General features: G+C 44.3%; 10 protein-coding genes and 1 pseudogene. 1 reads left to right on the forward strand and 10 read right to left on the reverse strand.

Annotated elements, in window-relative coordinates; all coding sequences use genetic code 11:
• Nucleotides 1-79 precede the first annotated feature (79 nt).
• From ACRQ5D_RS11420 to ACRQ5D_RS11460, 9 genes are all read right to left on the reverse strand, one after another.
• Nucleotides 80-715 (reverse strand): hypothetical protein, encoded by a 636-nt coding sequence (locus ACRQ5D_RS11420; protein WP_091172838.1) that lies wholly within the window; start codon nucleotides 713-715, stop codon nucleotides 80-82.
• 171 nt (nucleotides 716-886) lie between these two features.
• Nucleotides 887-3,163, reverse strand: a complete 2,277-nt coding sequence (locus ACRQ5D_RS11425) for a GH92 family glycosyl hydrolase (RefSeq protein WP_091172835.1) — start codon at nucleotides 3,161-3,163, stop codon at nucleotides 887-889.
• Nucleotides 3,164-3,497: 334 nt separating this feature from the next.
• Nucleotides 3,498-5,024, reverse strand: a complete 1,527-nt coding sequence (locus tag ACRQ5D_RS11430) for a hypothetical protein (RefSeq protein WP_432328992.1) — start codon at nucleotides 5,022-5,024, stop codon at nucleotides 3,498-3,500.
• 200 nt (nucleotides 5,025-5,224) lie between these two features.
• Nucleotides 5,225-5,683: a hypothetical protein gene (locus tag ACRQ5D_RS11435; RefSeq protein WP_431199662.1), complete on the reverse strand. Its 459-nt coding sequence runs from the start codon at nucleotides 5,681-5,683 to the stop codon at nucleotides 5,225-5,227.
• Nucleotides 5,684-5,858: 175 nt separating this feature from the next.
• Nucleotides 5,859-6,608 (reverse strand): DUF3823 domain-containing protein, encoded by a 750-nt coding sequence (locus ACRQ5D_RS11440; protein ID WP_091172828.1) that lies wholly within the window; start codon nucleotides 6,606-6,608, stop codon nucleotides 5,859-5,861.
• Between the two features lie 13 nt (nucleotides 6,609-6,621).
• A complete protein-coding gene (locus ACRQ5D_RS11445; RefSeq protein WP_091173132.1) occupies nucleotides 6,622-8,532 on the reverse strand; it encodes a RagB/SusD family nutrient uptake outer membrane protein in 1,911 nt (636 codons plus the stop codon).
• Nucleotides 8,533-8,545: 13 nt separating this feature from the next.
• Entirely contained in the window at nucleotides 8,546-9,658 is a 1,113-nt protein-coding gene (locus ACRQ5D_RS11450; RefSeq protein ID WP_432328994.1) for a hypothetical protein, read from the reverse strand.
• A 440-nt stretch (nucleotides 9,659-10,098) separates the two neighbouring features.
• Nucleotides 10,099-11,718: a SusC/RagA family TonB-linked outer membrane protein gene (locus tag ACRQ5D_RS11455; RefSeq protein ID WP_432328996.1), complete on the reverse strand. Its 1,620-nt coding sequence runs from the start codon at nucleotides 11,716-11,718 to the stop codon at nucleotides 10,099-10,101.
• Nucleotides 11,719-12,241: 523 nt separating this feature from the next.
• Complete coding sequence (locus ACRQ5D_RS11460) at nucleotides 12,242-13,429, reverse strand: class I SAM-dependent rRNA methyltransferase (protein WP_091172820.1); 1,188 nt, start codon at nucleotides 13,427-13,429, stop codon at nucleotides 12,242-12,244.
• Nucleotides 13,430-13,595: 166 nt separating this feature from the next.
• Here ACRQ5D_RS11460 and ACRQ5D_RS11465 point away from each other — a divergent pair, with 166 nt between their 5' ends.
• A complete protein-coding gene (locus tag ACRQ5D_RS11465) occupies nucleotides 13,596-14,450 on the forward strand; it encodes a DUF2911 domain-containing protein (RefSeq protein WP_091172818.1) in 855 nt (284 codons plus the stop codon).
• A 61-nt stretch (nucleotides 14,451-14,511) separates the two neighbouring features.
• Here ACRQ5D_RS11465 and ACRQ5D_RS11470 read toward each other — a convergent pair.
• Nucleotides 14,512-16,258 (reverse strand): annotated as a pseudogene (locus ACRQ5D_RS11470) (sodium:solute symporter).
• Between the last annotated feature and the right edge of the window lie 8 nt (nucleotides 16,259-16,266).

Genomic DNA, 16,266 nt, shown 5'->3' on the forward strand with positions numbered 1-16,266 from the left:
GCAAGTTACAAAAAAGATAAAAGTAAATTCACCAATTAAACGTAAACAAACCCTAAATAGCTGCTTAAAACCATATTCTTTATTGCTTTTGCCTGGCTTTATTCACAACCTCTTTAAAATCGGCATAATAAGAATCTATTGTTTCTTTCTTGATAACTGGCCAAAGGCTTTTATCAACGCTTAACTTATCTATGTCTTCGTCTTTTACCTTATCACGTGCTGTTAAAACGTTGATCCATCGCTGATCATATAATTCGTCATTTGCAGTTACATAGGCTACAACCTGGGGAACAACCTTTTCTAAGGTATCCAGATGCTCAAAGGCATATTGGTTTATCGACATCCCGATTGGGCCGTTCCAATTGGCTGCCGATACCGTTTTATCTACACTGCGGTTTACATCGTATCTTGATCTTAATTGCGCTACATAAAACCAAAAACAGGCATCGCTATATTTTTCCTGCCCAAATAAAACCATAGCCATAGTAAATAATACCGGAGGGATATGTTTATTGGCGCTGGCCTGCACAGAGGCAATAAGCTTATTTTGAGTTTTGTTGGCGCTGCGATCATAAAATGCCATCATCGCTTTCGCGTCTTCATCATTGAATATAATCCGCTCTGCCTTTGATTGTCCGGCCTTTAACGCCGCAAAATCCTGCGCTTTAACAATAGAGGTAATTGTGATAAATATGAAAAGAAAAAGATATTTCATGGTTTAGTGCTGGTTGCTAAATGTAGGCAAAAAAGCTTTCGTATAGAATATCTAAAACAAGAAACGCATCACCCGCATCTCCCGTCATGCATGTTTGATCTGCATAGCGGGAGACACATGTGATGCGTCTCTACAAAAGCCCTCCCCATTGGGGAGAGTTGGGAGGGGTGTTTACTTCTCGTTACTCATTGAATAAGGCACATCGGCATCTTTGGTACCGCGGTCTTTATTCGGAGTGGCCTGCATATCAAAATCAAGCACTGCACCGTTTAACAAACCTTTGTGGCTTAACCAGTTGTTGGTATATGGTTTACCGTCAACAGTAAGTGTATTTACGTACCTATTATCCGCGCTGTTTTTAGGCGCGTTGATGGTGATGGTTTTGCCGTTCTCTAAATTAACAGTTACTTTTTTAAACAGCGGGGCACCTAAAACATACTGGTCGCTGGCCGGGGTAACCGGGTAAAAGCCCATAGCCGAGAAAATGTACCATGCAGAGGTTTGACCATTATCCTCATCGCCGCAATAGCCATCCGGCGTAGCCCTGTACAGCCTGTTCATAGCTTCGCGAACCCAGTATTGAGTTTTCCAAGGCTGGTTTGCGTGATTATATAAGTAGATCATATGCTGGATAGGCTGGTTCCCGTGAGCGTATTGGCCCATACCTGCAATCTGCATTTCACGGATCTCATGGATCACACCACCGTAGTAGCTGTCATCAAATACCGGAGGCATTTCAAACACCGAATCCAGCTTGGCTGCAAATTGCTGCTTGCCACCCATCAGGTTTATTAAACCCTGAATATCGTGGAACACGCCCCAGCTATAGTGCCAGCTGTTACCTTCGGTAAAGGCATCGCCCCATTTAAACGGATTAAATGGCGTTTCAAAAGTACCATCCTGGTTTTTACCGCGCATCAGTTTAGTTTGCGGATCAAAAATATTGCGGTAGTTCTGGCTGCGTTTTTTGTAGATCTCAATTTCCTTTTTAGGCTTGCCCAAAGCCTTACCCAACTGGTAAATAGCAAAATCGTCATAAGCATACTCAAGAGTACGGGCAGCATTTTCGTTGATCTTTACGTTGTATGGCACATAGCCTAAAGTGTTATAATACTGCACACCCCGGCGACCGGTAGCATTAGGCCCTTCGTTGTTGGCACCGTGTTTAAGGGCCTGGTATAAAGTCTCGATATCGTAACCGCGCAGGCCTTTCAGGTAAGCTTCAGAAACTACCGATGCAGAGTTGTTACCTATCATACAATCAGCGTAGCCCGGGCTCGACCACTCTGGCAACCAGCCACCTTCTTTATAATCATTGATAAGGCCTTCCTGCATTTCTTTGTTGATAGACGGGTAAACCAAGTTCAGGAAAGGATACAATGCCCTGAAGGTATCCCAGAAACCGGTACCGGCAAACAGGTAACCCGGCGCAACTTTACCGTTGAATGGGCTGTAGTGTATATTTTGCCCATTGGCATCAACCTCATACATCTTGTTTGGGAAAAACAGCATACGGTAAAGGCTGCTGTAAAAAGTACGGGTTTGATCTATAGTACCACCTTCAACATCTAAACGACTTAACGTTTTGTTCCAGGTATCTTTTGCTTTTTGGCAGGTTGCTGCAAAATCGTCGTTACCCAACTCACGCTTTAGGTTAAGTTCGGCTTGTTCAATGCTGATGAATGAAGAAGCTACTTTCAGATGAACTTTTTCGCCTTTAGCAGTTTTCAGGGTGATTACCGCGCCGGCATGGTCGCCGGTGTATTCCAGTTGTCCGGCATCCTGTTTCCAATCGTGCCATGCCGAAGCCAGCGCAAAGGGTTTATCTACATAAATAACAAAGTAGTTTTTGAAATTGGCAGGTACCGCACCGCTGTTTTTAGTGCTGTAGCCAATGATCTTTTGCTCACCGGGAATGATCTTTACGTATGAGCCTTTGTCAAAAGCGTCGATCACGATGTGCGAACTCTCGCTTTTAGGGAAAGTGAACTGGAAGCTGGCAGCGCGTTCGGTTGGCGTTATTTCAGTTGTTACATCATAATCGGCCAGGTAAACGCTGTAATAGTATGGTTTCGCTGTTTCAGGTTTATGCGAGAACCAGCTGGCGCGATCTTTTTCATCCAGTTTTAACTTACCAGTTTCCGGAAAAACAGAAAACATACCATAATCATTCATCCAGGGCGATGGCTGATGGGTTTGTTTAAAACCGAGGATCTTATCGGCATCATAAGTGTACTGCCACCCATCGCCCATTTTACCGGTTTGCGGTGTCCAGAAGTTCATACCCCATGGCAGGGCTACTGCCGGGTAAGTATTACCGTTTGATAAGGATGGCTTTGATTGCGTACCCATGAGTGGGTTAATCAAATCGACAGGTGACGACATCTTTTCTTGTGCCGAAAGTGCTGCCGGTAAAAAGGCAAATGCAAGGAGGAGTAACTTTTTCATTTGTTATTTGGGGACTTTATTTTCAAATCAATACAGTATTATCGGTACTCAAAGAAATTTAAAACGGGGATTGCGCGATTCCCTCCCTCGGGAGGGTGTAAGGAGGGGTTAATCACCATGCATATTCATTAGCAAAGCCTACAAACCCCTCCCCGCCACAACACTTTCCACCGCACCCCTCCCAAGGGAGGGAATTAAAAAATCTTCCGAATAGCCGTTATCAACACAAGGACAAATTTTTTGAGCGAATTACGGAATCTCTTTTCAAAAAAACTTCCGCACGCGAGATTTCGCGTACGGAAGCATAAATCAACTCTCTCTCAAAAAGACTCTTTTACCATTTAATGCTCACCTTAATACCCTCGGGACTGTTGGCAAAGCCCAGGTACAAGGTTTTTGATGATTTATCCCACGAGGATTTTACATCAGCTATGGTTTTTCCTGTATTATCGGTAACTACTGTTTCTTTCGGTTGCGCCGGCAATAAGATCCGGGCGCTGTTTAATGTATTAATCGGGCTTTTGGCTACAAAACTGTAGCTGTTTTCCGTTATAACCTCATCATAAACCCTTGAGGCCGAAGCTAATACTTGTGGTTGTTTTTTATCCGCAACACGCTTAACTACATACAATAAGGCTTGCTCATTTGGATTGATCGTTTTTTCGGCGAGTACCGGCAATTGCGGATCGAACAGATCGATAACCGGGCCCTTTACCATATATGGCTTGCTATCGGCATTTTCATCCATTACCGAAATAATATCATACGGACCACGCTCCAGGTACATGCTATTTTTAAATTTTAGCTTACCACCATCGGCATCTTTTTCATAAGCTTGCTTTACAGTTTTGATGAAATTATCATCATTATTAGCCTGCATTACATACTCTTTGGGGTTTTGCCTCAGTACATAAACCGTACCTTTGCCAACAGCAAAACGCTGATCATTCCCGGTTGAGTTTATACCCAGCAGTTTAAACAGGTGCTGTGATGGCGCTTTAAAATTATTGCCTTTGGTATCCCACCATTCCATTACCGATTGGTAAGGGTCATCATCCCTGCCAACATAAATCAATACACCGCCCTGTTTAACCCAGGCAGCCAGTTGCTCGTGAACTTCGGCTGATACAGGTTTCATGTTCGAATAGCTCATCACCAAAACCTTAATATCCTTAAGCGATGCGGCATAACCCAGGTTTTCCATGTGTACGGTTTGTACCGGCACACCGCGCTTTACCAGTGGCAGCGTTTGACCATAGAAGTTAGAGAACTGCGGATCTTCAAAGCCGTTATGTGTAGGGAAACGCTGGAACATCAGTGTATTGCTCATCAGCACACCGATTCCATTAACACCAGATACTTTGTTGGTTGAAACAGGAATATCGTTCAGCGCGTTCACCATGATCTGCATCTGGGTTGAGTAAAACTGGGGGATCAGTGTTTTTTCATTAGTACCCAATACCGGGTAGGGGTGCGTATAGATCCTTTCGGGCCATGGCATTACCTCGTAATCGGCAACCATAGGGTATAACAGTTTAGCGGTAAAGGTAGCCTGGTAGTTGCGTTTGTAATCGCTCCAGTCGTGTACACGGTCTTCAATCGGGTCGGTGAGGAAAAATACTTTCCTCCCGGTTGGGGCCGTCATGGATACTACCGAACCATATTCAAGAAAGGCATTCTCAAATACACGCTCTTTTCTTTCGCCGTTAAAATACGTAGGCTCACGCGAAGTACCTGTCCATACCTGGGCAATATATCCGTCGATACCCGGTAACGAAGCCAGGCTTGCCTCCGGACTAACAATTTGCCATGATGAATAGTTTACCAGTGAGTGTGTAGCAATGAACACCTTAATGTTCATGCCTTTGCTTTTGCCGTACTCTTTGGCGTATGATGATACCTGTTTTATAGTTTCATAATACAGATTGTACTTTAGCTTGTTTGATAAGTAAGTATTTTCAGGAGATGCGTCCTGCGGTTTCCATGGGAAGCCGTAATATTTTTGCCATTGGTTTTTGAAGCCGGCGCTATACCCGGCACGGGCCCAAAACTCTGGTTCTTCTAAAAAATGTTGGTGATACCAACGTCTATCACCCGTTTAACTACGGCGGTTTTCATGTATTCGATAAACGAATCATCGGGCACAACATAAGGCATATCCTTCCCGTGGAAAATTGTATCGCCTCTTTGAGTTACCTGCCCTACGCCAAGGTGGTTTTTACCATCCCATTTACCTAAAAAGTAATCTTTGTAATCGCCCCAGGCAATGCCGGTCATGAAATTTACGTCATAGCCACGGTCGCGCCATGATTTAACGCGTTGCTCAAAGGTCATGTTTGGATGATCGTTGGTACCATAAACAATGGCAATGTCCGATCGTACATCAATTTCGGGCCTCCAGGGACTGCTGGTTTGAAAAGCAGTTTTCTCTTTCAGGGAAGCCGGTTTAGGGTTAGAATCCTGCGCATAGGCGCTGGCAGCAAGGGCAAGTCCACAACAAAAAAGCAGCGTATTCTTCATAATGTAGTTTTAATAATAATGCCGTTCAGTCTTCAATCCCCAGTCTTTAGTTGAAAGTCAAAAAACAAGACTTTGACTTGCGAAAAGTACTATTGGCTTAGCGATGTTATATTTTATAAAACTGTGTTGGAAGGAACCGTTGCCGGCTCCCCCTCACACAGGTATTTATTTCTTTTTACGGAACCTTTACCTCCTTAACGTCGGTATAGTTATAATAATTAAGGCCATAGGAAACCCTTGCACCTACGCGGATGAAATAACTCCTTTTACCCGGCAATGCACCACCAAGTGTGGTAAGACTAAGAGTTTTACCAACCGAGTTATTTGCATCATTACCGCCCAGCTTAGGTGTGTAGCGGTTATCGTAGTTATTATTGCCTACGTAATTGTTTGAATTAACAAATACAGCCACATCACTTACGTTTTGCTGAAAATTAGGATCGGCAGTACCCCGGGTAACTTTAAAGCTGGTAGTTATGGTGCCATCAGCATTTAAAACAGGATCGCCAACCCACTCTATCCGCAAAAATGGCTCAACCGAAAAGTTTACGGTGGTTACATCTTTAACATCAACCGTTTGGCTTTTATCAACAATGGTTTTGCCGGTATTATCAACCTGCACCAATGGCACAAAAGCGCCCTCGGCCGAAATTACATTTTTACCTGCAAACAGTTTGGTGTTTTGATAAGTACCATCCTGAAATGAGGATATATAAAAAGGGGTTGGGTTAGCGCTCCAGCTTATCTCCAATAATTTGATCCGGGTGCCGGAACCTTGCTCTGTTTGCAGGCTTTTACCATTACCAGCATCGGTTACGGTACCCTTTAGGGTAACATTGGGAGCGGCATAATTATCAACCTTTTTGCATGAGCTGCCTGCAGCAACCAATACACTTAATGCTATGCTATAAAATAGTTTTTTCATCTCTCTCTTAAAATTAATAACCCGGATTTTGAATTAAATTCTGGCTTTTCTGGATCTCGCCCTGTGGAATCTGCTCGTAGTACCAGCGCACGTCAAAAGTGTACCTTGAGTTACGTTCGTCTAAACGGGCATCAAAGAAATACTTACCATCATTGGCCGAATAGAAAGGCATAAGCGTGCGGTAAATAGTACTGTTTTGTTCTTTATCAGCAACCCTCCAGCGGCGCATATCCCAGTATTGTTTGTTTTCAAAACCAAGCTCTTTTTTGCGTTCTTTACGTACCACGTTAATGCTTAGGTCGGCAGTACCGGTTAACAGGTCGGCACCAGCACGCTCACGAATAGCGTTAATCTGGGTAAAGGCATCTTGTAAATAGCTTTTATCTGATTGGCCCAATGCGTTCAGCTCTACAGCAGCTTCGGCACGGTTAAGTAATACCTCGGCATAACGTAATTCGATCCAGGTTTGATCAGATCGGTTTTCCAACACTTCAGATGTTGGTTTATCCGGTACGATATATTTACGGATAGAGAACCCGGAAACAGAATTGGTACCATCTCCGGTGAAATAACCGCTTAAGCCGGCAGGGTTCATGGTTGTGCCGTTTGGCAATTTATATGGCGTTTGGCTGGCATTTGCCGATTGCACAATGTTATCAGTTGGATAATGAGCAGTTGAACCTGCAGGCAACAGCGGACTGATTCCACCTGCTGTAGGACCAGTATAAATCCCCCTACGAATTTCAATGCTTACACCTTTCATTACATCACCCGGCAAAACTACGGTTGCCCTTAGCCTTGGTTCGGCATTGGCAAATATGTCCACAGTGTTGGTGTACAGATCGTATTTTCCACCCGTTGTGGTTTTGATGGTACCATCAGCATTTTTAGGGAAGCCGTCAAACAGCTCCACAAAATCCAGCGTAGGGTTAACTTCGGATGAGTAACCATTAGCACCCATCAACTGGCGTGGCACATTATAGGCATCATAACCATGTACCGATTCAGGATAGTGATACTGGCGAACAAATATGTTTTCAGGGCTTGATGCATCAAAAAACATATTCACGTAGTTTAGGTACTGCGCATTTTTATCGCCTGCAGCCCATGCTTTTTTGTATAAGCTGTATTTACCATCAAGTAATGCCGCGGCGTCATAAGCTGCTTTAAAGTAAGTAACCGCTTTTGCCGCAGGGATACCGCAAAGCCTGTTACCGCCGCCATCAACCAATGTGATCTGGTTGTATTTGGCTATTGTACCGGCATAAAGCATTGCCCTTGATTTGAAACCGGCAGCTGCATATTTGCTGGCCCTGCCTGCCTGATTAGTTTCGGGAAGGTTAGTGTAGGCATAATCCAGATCGGTACCGATAAAATCATAGATCTTTTCTTCAGACGAGCGGGGGATTTTTAATTCTTCAATACTTTGCTCCGGGTAGTTAAGCACTTTATCAACAAGTGGTACACCACCGTAACGTTTAACCAGTGCGAAGTAAGTAGCCGCACGCACAAACCTTGCTTCACCCAACCAGTTATTTACCTGGTCGCTGGTAAAGTTACTTGCATATTTAGGCAGGGTTTCTGCAAAATAGTTGGCATCCCTGATAACCCTGTAGCAATCGCCCCAGGTTGAAAGGCCTGTATTTTCCTGCATTGATCCATTCTGGTCGCGGCTTAAAGCCTCGCCGGTTGTGGCACTTGTAGGGCTGATGATCCAGAACATATTCAAGCCTCTTTCGGGCGAATATCTGAAGTCTTCAATAGGCAATTCGCTGTACATGCGTGACATGTAGGCCTGAATACCCGCGGCGGTTGCAAAAACGTCATCGTCCTTAACAATGCTTGGGGGCAGGGTATCCAGCTTTTTACATGCCGTTGTCCAGCAAAGTAAAAAAGCCAATATCGTATATGTGTATTTTTTCATGATCTGTAATGGATTATAGTTTAACATTTACACCGATTGAATAAATTTTATCTAAGGGGTATAAATAGCCGTAGTTGGCCGATGGGTGCTCAGGGTCAAGGTATTTCAAACCTGTAATGGTTAAAATATTGTACCCGTTAACAAAGATCCTTGCACCTTTAATACCCACCTTTTTAGCGGCTGCGGCAGGGATACTGTAGCCAATCTCGGCAGATTTCAACCTTACATAAGCTGCGCTGTGAATGTTTGACAGTGAGTTGGTGTTAGCTGTTGTACCGGTAAGCGCAAAAGTACCCGGAGTCCAAACAGTGTTTGGATCATAAGGATCGGCTTTAGGATCGGTTGGATGGTACCTGTCCATAAACATACCCAAGGCGCTACCGCCACCCCATAACGGGATATTTAATTGCTCAATGTATGATACGTTGATGCCTGTAGCACCTTGCCATACGGTATTGATATCAAAACCTTTGTATGAACCGCCCAGTGTTAAACCAAATGTAGTTGAAGGTACGCTGTAGTTGTTGTTACTTACGTTTTGTGCTATCGGGTGTACGTCCTGATCGTTGATCACACCATCACCGTTCCAATCCTGCAAAATGTAGTCACCAACTACTGTGTTACGTGATACAAACTGCGGGCTGTTCAGGATCTGCTGGTAATTCTGGAACTGGCCGTTAGCTCCGTAACCCCAGAATATGTTATTGTAACGATTGTCGTTATTGTTATGCCAGTTAAGCTGTGAGTTACCATAAGCAGAGTGAACCTTGCTGATCCATTGTGTACGGGTATAACCGAATGTACCTTTAACAAAATAGTTAAAGCTGCCAATGTGGTAACGATGATTTATTTCGATATCAAAACCCTGGGCACGGTCGCTATTAAGGTTTTCCTGTGGTAAACCGGCACCTACAACACCCGGCAGGTTATCGGCACGGGTATCAAGCAAGCCGCTTCTGTCGCGCCTGAAGGCATCAACAGTTAAGCCTAACAAACCGTTCCAGGCCTGTAAGTCGATACCTGCGTTATAAGTTTTAGCAACATACCAGAAAATATAAGGATTGGCGATGCCACGGCTTTGTGCGCCGTTAACAAAAGTACCGTCAAACACTGATCCCGGAGGCAATCTGTTATTGTCACCTGTGGCAGGGTAGTTATAACCGGTAAGATATTGGTAAGCGTTAAGACCGGCGTCATCACCCAGTTTAGCATATGATAAACGGATCTTCAGGTCGTCGATAAAAGAAAGAGCTGATGTATTTTTCCAGAAGTTTTCCTGTGAGATTCTCCAACCTGCCGATGCACCCGGGAAAAAGCCCCAACGCTTAAGCGGAGAATTTTTGGAACTGCCATCATCCCTGAAGCTAAACTCAACCAGATATTTAGATTTGTAATCGTAGTTTACACGACCAACAAATGATTTGTTTACATAGTCATAAGGCCAGCCGCCATCAACCGTTGCAGTTTGATTTAAAGCGTTACCCGCCGATAGCTGATCAACTGGAAGCGATAGCTGACGTTGTGCATTAAAGTTATCTCCTTTTTGTTCACCTTCTTCATAAAGCGCTAATGCACTAATGTTGTGCCCCCTTTAAACTGCTTAGCGTAATTTAATGAAAGCTGCATTAAGGTACTTGGCTTTTCATAAAACTGGCGTGTGAGTGAACCTGGTGTTTGGTTAGCTATTGCCTGATAAGAATTGCTGTTAGCGTCATAGTTATACTGGTTATATGAGCGCTGATAAATTTTATTACTTGAGAAATAGTAATCGTAGTTATACAAGCCCTTAGCACTTAAACCCGGTACAAAAGGCACATTGTACGTTGCAGATACCGAAGATTGTAACCATTTGTTGGCGATTTGTTTATAACCATCAACATTGGCATCGGCCATTGCAACAGGGTTTGAACCATCAACCTCGCCATTATTCAGGTAAGCCGGATTGTTGTTGGCATAGATACTTTGAGTAGGAACCTGCCTCCAGAATGAGCGGATGATCCACCAGGCATCCTGGTAAGGTTGATTTTTTTGTTCGATGGTGCCGCTCAGGTTTACATCAATGGTTAGGTTTTTATTGATTTTGGTGGTAAGGTTTGAGCGCAGGTTGTATTTTTTGTAGTTCAGGTCGCCGCTTTTGAAAAAGCCGTCCTGATCAGTGATACCCATACTAACAAAATAGCTGCTGTTATCGGTACCGCCTGTTGCATTCAGGTTATGCTGTTGCTGGGGAGCGCTGTTAGCAAAAACAGGGCTATACCAATCGGTACTGGTCTTTGAACCGTTTTTATAAGCGGCAAAATCGGCATCGGTATATTTCACTTGTCCACCGTTTACGTTGTGCAGCAACTGCTCGTTAACCAGGGTCATGAAATCAACAGCGCCAACAGGTTTTGGCATGTAGGATGGAATCTGCCAGCCATAGGTACCTGAATAATTAAGGTCAACCGCACCTTTTTTACCTTTCTTAGTAGTTACAATAACCACGCCGTTTGCAGCACGTACACCGTAAATAGCAGCAGATGCATCTTTCAGTACTGAAACACTTTCGATATCGTTAGGGTCAAGGCGGCTGATGTTATCGCGGGGAATCCCGTCAATAACCACCAACGGGTTACCAAAGCCACGGATATCAAAAGCATTGCTGAATGAACCCGGCTCAGATGTGTTTTGGGTGATCCGTACACCAGCCACTTTACCGGCAAGCATATTCAGCACATTCTCGTTTTTGGTAGTCACGATTTCGCTGTTGGTAACTGATGCAACTGATCCGGTCACCGTTGCTTTACGCTGGGTGCCATAGCCTACCACAACCACCTCGTTCATGCTGGTGGCGTTTGGCTGTAGCTTAATGGTGATGCTTTTCTGATTACCTACATTTACTTCCTGTGCAACGTAACCCAGGAAAGTGAAAACCAGCGTTTGGCTTGGTTCGGCATTGATGTTAAACTGGCCGTTAACATTAGTAGTTGTACCGTTAGGCGTACCTTTAAGCTTAACGCTTACACCGGGCAGTGGCTGCCCATGCTCGTCATTTACTACACCGGTTATTTTGCTGCCCTGAGCAAAAGCCGAAGTCCACATGGCTAAAAATAAAAGGGCGGTTATGCAGCATTGAAGCATCCCTTTAATTTTAGCACGATAACGGATGCGATGGCACCCATCCAAATTGGTAAAATTTTCGTACATAAATAATTGGTTAATGGGTTTATAACTCTTGCCAAAAGGGAAGCAAAAACCATTAAACAGGGATGGTTAAACCCGTTCAATACATATCATGCTTTCCATTTGGCACAGCAATGATATAGCGGGTGGTATTAAAACAAGGGTTAAAAAAGGGGTTAATTGGACTAAAATTTTATTAACCGCACAAAAATTAACCGCTTTTTTAAGCGAATGGAGGGTTAACTAAAGAAAGACTACCGCAGGTTTAGCGGTAGCGTAACCTGTGGTGCACATAATGACCGGTTTATGAAATGAACAAAAAACATGTCATTGCGAGCGATAGCGCGGCAATCGCACGAAAGCAAGGCCGCCCTGTATAGCATGCGATTGCCACGTCGCACCCTCGCTCATTCCCGTTCCGCGCCTCGCAATGACATGGTTTATTTTTCGCACTTAAAAGCCCGCGGCAGCGTCAAACGCCGAAGGCCTGTTTTGCTTAGCAACACAGGCCTTCTACAAAAATTCCCCCTTTAGGGGGTTAGGGCGACTAAAACACCCTGCAAAGCAAACCTTTCAGATACTCGCCTTCGGGGAAGGAAGCACGTACCGGATGGTCTTCGGGTTGATGGAACTGGTAAATGAACTGAACCTGTTTACCGGCATCAAGCGCAGCCCAGGCAATTACCTGCTTAAAGGTCTCCATATCCATAGCGCCCGAACAGGAATAGGTTGCCAGCAAGCCACCTTCGTTAAGCAGCAGCATACCCAAACGGTTTAAATCTTTATAAGCCCTTGAAGCCCGGGTAAGCGCCGAGCGTGATGGCGCATATTTAGGCGGATCGAGTACGATAACATCAAACTTCTCGCCCTCATCCCTGAATTTACGCAACTGCACATTCACGTCGGATTTAATAGCCGTGTGTTTGGTTGCATCCAGTTTATTCAGCCTGATATTTTCGGCCAGCGTTTCAATAGCTAACGCCGAGCTGTCTACGCTGGTTACTGATGCCGCGCCTTCTTTGAGACTATTAAGGGTAAAACCTCCTGTATAGCAAAAGCAATCCAGTACTTTTTTATCTTTTGCATGCATGGCCAACACATGACGATTATCGCGCTGATCGCAATAAAAGCCGGATTTTTGGCCTTCGGTGATATTGATACCGTAAATAACGTTGTTTTCTAACACCTCAACCAGCTCAGGCGGCGGACTGCCAGCAAGTACTTTATTCTCAGCTTCGGCCAGCCCTTCGTGGGCTCGTGAAGCATTATCACTTTTATCCGAAATACTTTCGGGATTGAGCAGTTTTTTTAGTTCATCAATAATAACGGGCATTACATTTTGAATACCCGAGGTAAGTACCTGCACTGCCAAATGGCCGGCATATTTATCAACGATTAGCCCCGGCAGATAATCCGATTCACTAAAAATTAAACGACAGGTATTGGTACCGTTAGCCAATATGTTAGCACGGCTTTTAACCGCGGTTGCTACTTTTTCGCGAAACCACGCTTCGTTTACCTTTACATCCTTGTTCCACTCCAGCAAACGTAAAGTCACCCTCGACTGATCGTTATAAAAGCCATAGGCCATAAATTCGCCCTGTGTATTCACTAAGCGAACCACATCGCCATTGGCAGGTTTGCCCTTTACTTTTTCAATCGCCCCTGAAAATACCCAGGGATGCCTTTGCAGTACGGCTTTTTCTTTACCCTTCTTTAATATAACGTCAATCATGGGTGCAAAGGTAATAAAGCGCTGGCAATTTTAGCTTTGCAGCAACGCGCCCTTCATTTATTCCGTATTTACATTGAAGGTGCCTAAACCTTGAAAATATTTTTACGTCATACACAATAATATCTGCATTAAAACATTTGGTATCTTAGATTCGAAAACTATAATCATGAAAAAAACCTACGTACTCCTGTTCAGTATGCTGATAGCGTGCTGTTGTTTTAGCTCAAAATCATACGCCCAGATTCCCCGCATACCTGAGGCCAGCTCAACTCAAACCATTATCCAGGATTTCGGGTTAGGGAAAATAACCATCACTTATTCCCGTCCAAATGTTAAAGACCGCAAAATATTCGGGGGCATTATCCCTTACGGCGAAGTTTGGCGCACCGGTGCCAACGCTGCTACTACCATTACCTTTACCGAAAAAGTTGTAATTGAAGGTAACCCTGTACCTGCAGGCACTTATTCGCTATTCAGCATCCCAACTAAAGGCGAATGGACTATCGTCTTAAACAAAGTTGTAAAACAATGGGGTGCATACAGCTACAAGCAAGACCAGGATTTTCTGCGTTTTAATATCAAGCCAATCCGCGTGAGCGAAAAACGCGAAACATTTACTATGGCTTTTGTTAATACAACTACCAAATCAACCGACCTTGTTTTGGTTTGGGACAAAACCGCGGCCTATATCCACATGGAAACTGATGACGACGCCAAAATTACAGCTAATATTGATGAGCTGATGAAAGGCGACCGCAAACCATACTATTTCAACGCCATACAATACTACTACGAAAACCATAAAGACGTTGATAAAGCCCTTGGCTGGGTTTACGAAGCCGAAAAAATTGAGCCTAAAGGCCCATGGTATAAGCTATGGGAGTCGCGTTTGTTACTGCGTAAAGGCGATAAAGCTGGCGCTATAGCAGCTGCAGAAGCCGGTATTGCCTTAGCCAACGCCGACAAAGATGAAGAATACGCCCGCTTAAACCAGGAAGCCCTGGATCAGGCTAAGCGATAGCCCTAAGCCCCACCCAACCCTCCCCGGAAGGGGAGGGCTTTAAAAAGAAAATCGCTGTTTTTTATAGGAAATGGCGATTTTCTTTTATGAATTGATAATATTCAGAAAGTCTCCCCAACCGGGGGAGATTTAGAGGGGCTGCCACGCTGATCAACACCGCAATTACTATCAGCAGAAGTGCACCGATAGCATTGAGCCACAAATAAGCGATTACATCAAAATAGCCCAGGATACAAATAATTGCTTCCGTTATAACTGCCGCTATAAATACCGCAGTCCCTTTTATTTTTTAAGATAGAAGGCCACTATGAACACTCCAAGGATGGTTCCGTAGATATAGGAGCCCAATTGATTCACGGCTTCGAGCAGGTTACCTATGCGGCTGGCGTAAAGGGCCATCCCAATGCAAACCAGGCCCCAAAACACCGTTGCCAGGCGCGATGCATTTAAATAATTCTTATCTGTGGCGTTGGGATTAACAATGCGTTTGTAAATATCAACCACACTGGTTGATGCTAATGAATTTAAAGCACTGGCGGTTGAGCCCATAGAGGCCAGAAAAATAATGGCTATCAGTAATCCTATCAAACCTTTGGGCAGATACTGGGTAACAAAGGTAAGGAATACGTAGTTGGTATCGTTATCATCGGCCTTGGGGTTATTTTTTTCATCAGTTCAATGGCGTTTTGCCTGATGAGGCGGGCCTTAGTGTCGGCCACCTTTAATTGATCTTTGGCATAACCGATCCGGTCTTCATTTTTACTGTCGATGGCTTTTATCAACTCGTTAGCCTTGATCTTTTTTTGCTCAAAAGCCTGGCCATATTGCTGATTGAGATGGTCGTATTCCGCAGCGTAAACGCTTTTTCGAATTTGTTTAACCTCATACTGGTTAAAAAACATTGGCGGGCGGTTAAACTGGTAAAACGCAAAAACCAGCACCCCTATCAGCAGGATCAGGAATTGCATCGGGATCTTGATCAGGCCATTCATGATCAACCCGAGGCGGCTTTGCCCTACTGAGCTGCCGGTTAAATAACGGCCAACCTGGCTTTGATCTGTACCAAAATAGGAAAGCTGTAAAAAGAAGCCCCCGATCAATCCGCTCCAAACTGTATAACGGTTATTAGGGTCGAATTTCCAGTCTATCACGTTCATACGGCCCATTTTACCGGCCATTTTGAGCGAGCTCATGAAGCTTACATTGCCGGGCAACAGGTAAACAACCAATACTCCTGCCAAAAACATCCCCGTAAAAATAATGCTCATTTGTAATAGCTGCGTATATGACACAGCCTTACTACCGCCATAAACGGTATAAACAATTACCAGCCCGCCTATAAACAGTGTAGTGTAAACCGTATTAATATTTAATATGGTTGAGAGGATGATAGACGGAGCATAAATGGTAATGCCGGTTGAAAGGCCGCGCTGAACCAGGAAGAGGAACGATGTGAGTGCACGGGTTTTCAGATCAAAACGCTGTTCCAAAAATTCGTAAGCAGTATAAACCTTAAGGCGATGGAAAATGGGGACAAAGGTGATGCAAAGTACGATCATGGCCAGGGGCAGCCCGAAGTAGAACTGCACAAAACGCATTCCGTCTGAATAAGCCTGGCCCGGCGCCGAAAGAAAGGTAATAGCACTTGCCTGGGTAGCCATTACCGATAAGCCTACATGGTACCAGGGCAATGAGCGGCTGCCCATCAAAAACTGGTCGATATTTTTATTATTGCCGCTTTTCCATATGCCATAAAGCACTATAGAAAATATGGTAAGGCCTAAAACAATCCAGTCGGTTAAACTCATTCAAAGAA

Source organism: Mucilaginibacter sp. P25, from assembly GCF_050859465.1.
Taxonomy (GTDB): Bacteria; Bacteroidota; Bacteroidia; order Sphingobacteriales; family Sphingobacteriaceae; genus Mucilaginibacter; species Mucilaginibacter gossypii.

Coding starts and splice junctions, on each gene's coding strand:
- ACRQ5D_RS11460 (WP_091172820.1), bottom strand. CDS start 13,429: ATGATTGACGTTATATTAAAGAAGGGTAAAGAAAAAGCCGTACTGCAA.
- ACRQ5D_RS11440 (WP_091172828.1), bottom strand. CDS start 6,608: ATGAAAAAACTATTTTATAGCATAGCATTAAGTGTATTGGTTGCTGCA.
- ACRQ5D_RS11435 (WP_431199662.1), bottom strand. CDS start 5,683: ATGAAGAATACGCTGCTTTTTTGTTGTGGACTTGCCCTTGCTGCCAGC.
- ACRQ5D_RS11425 (WP_091172835.1), bottom strand. CDS start 3,163: ATGAAAAAGTTACTCCTCCTTGCATTTGCCTTTTTACCGGCAGCACTT.
- ACRQ5D_RS11465 (WP_091172818.1), top strand. CDS start 13,596: ATGAAAAAAACCTACGTACTCCTGTTCAGTATGCTGATAGCGTGCTGT.
- ACRQ5D_RS11430 (WP_432328992.1), bottom strand. CDS start 5,024: ATGAACATTAAGGTGTTCATTGCTACACACTCACTGGTAAACTATTCA.
- ACRQ5D_RS11455 (WP_432328996.1), bottom strand. CDS start 11,718: ATGTACGAAAATTTTACCAATTTGGATGGGTGCCATCGCATCCGTTAT.
- ACRQ5D_RS11445 (WP_091173132.1), bottom strand. CDS start 8,532: ATGAAAAAATACACATATACGATATTGGCTTTTTTACTTTGCTGGACA.
- ACRQ5D_RS11420 (WP_091172838.1), bottom strand. CDS start 715: ATGAAATATCTTTTTCTTTTCATATTTATCACAATTACCTCTATTGTT.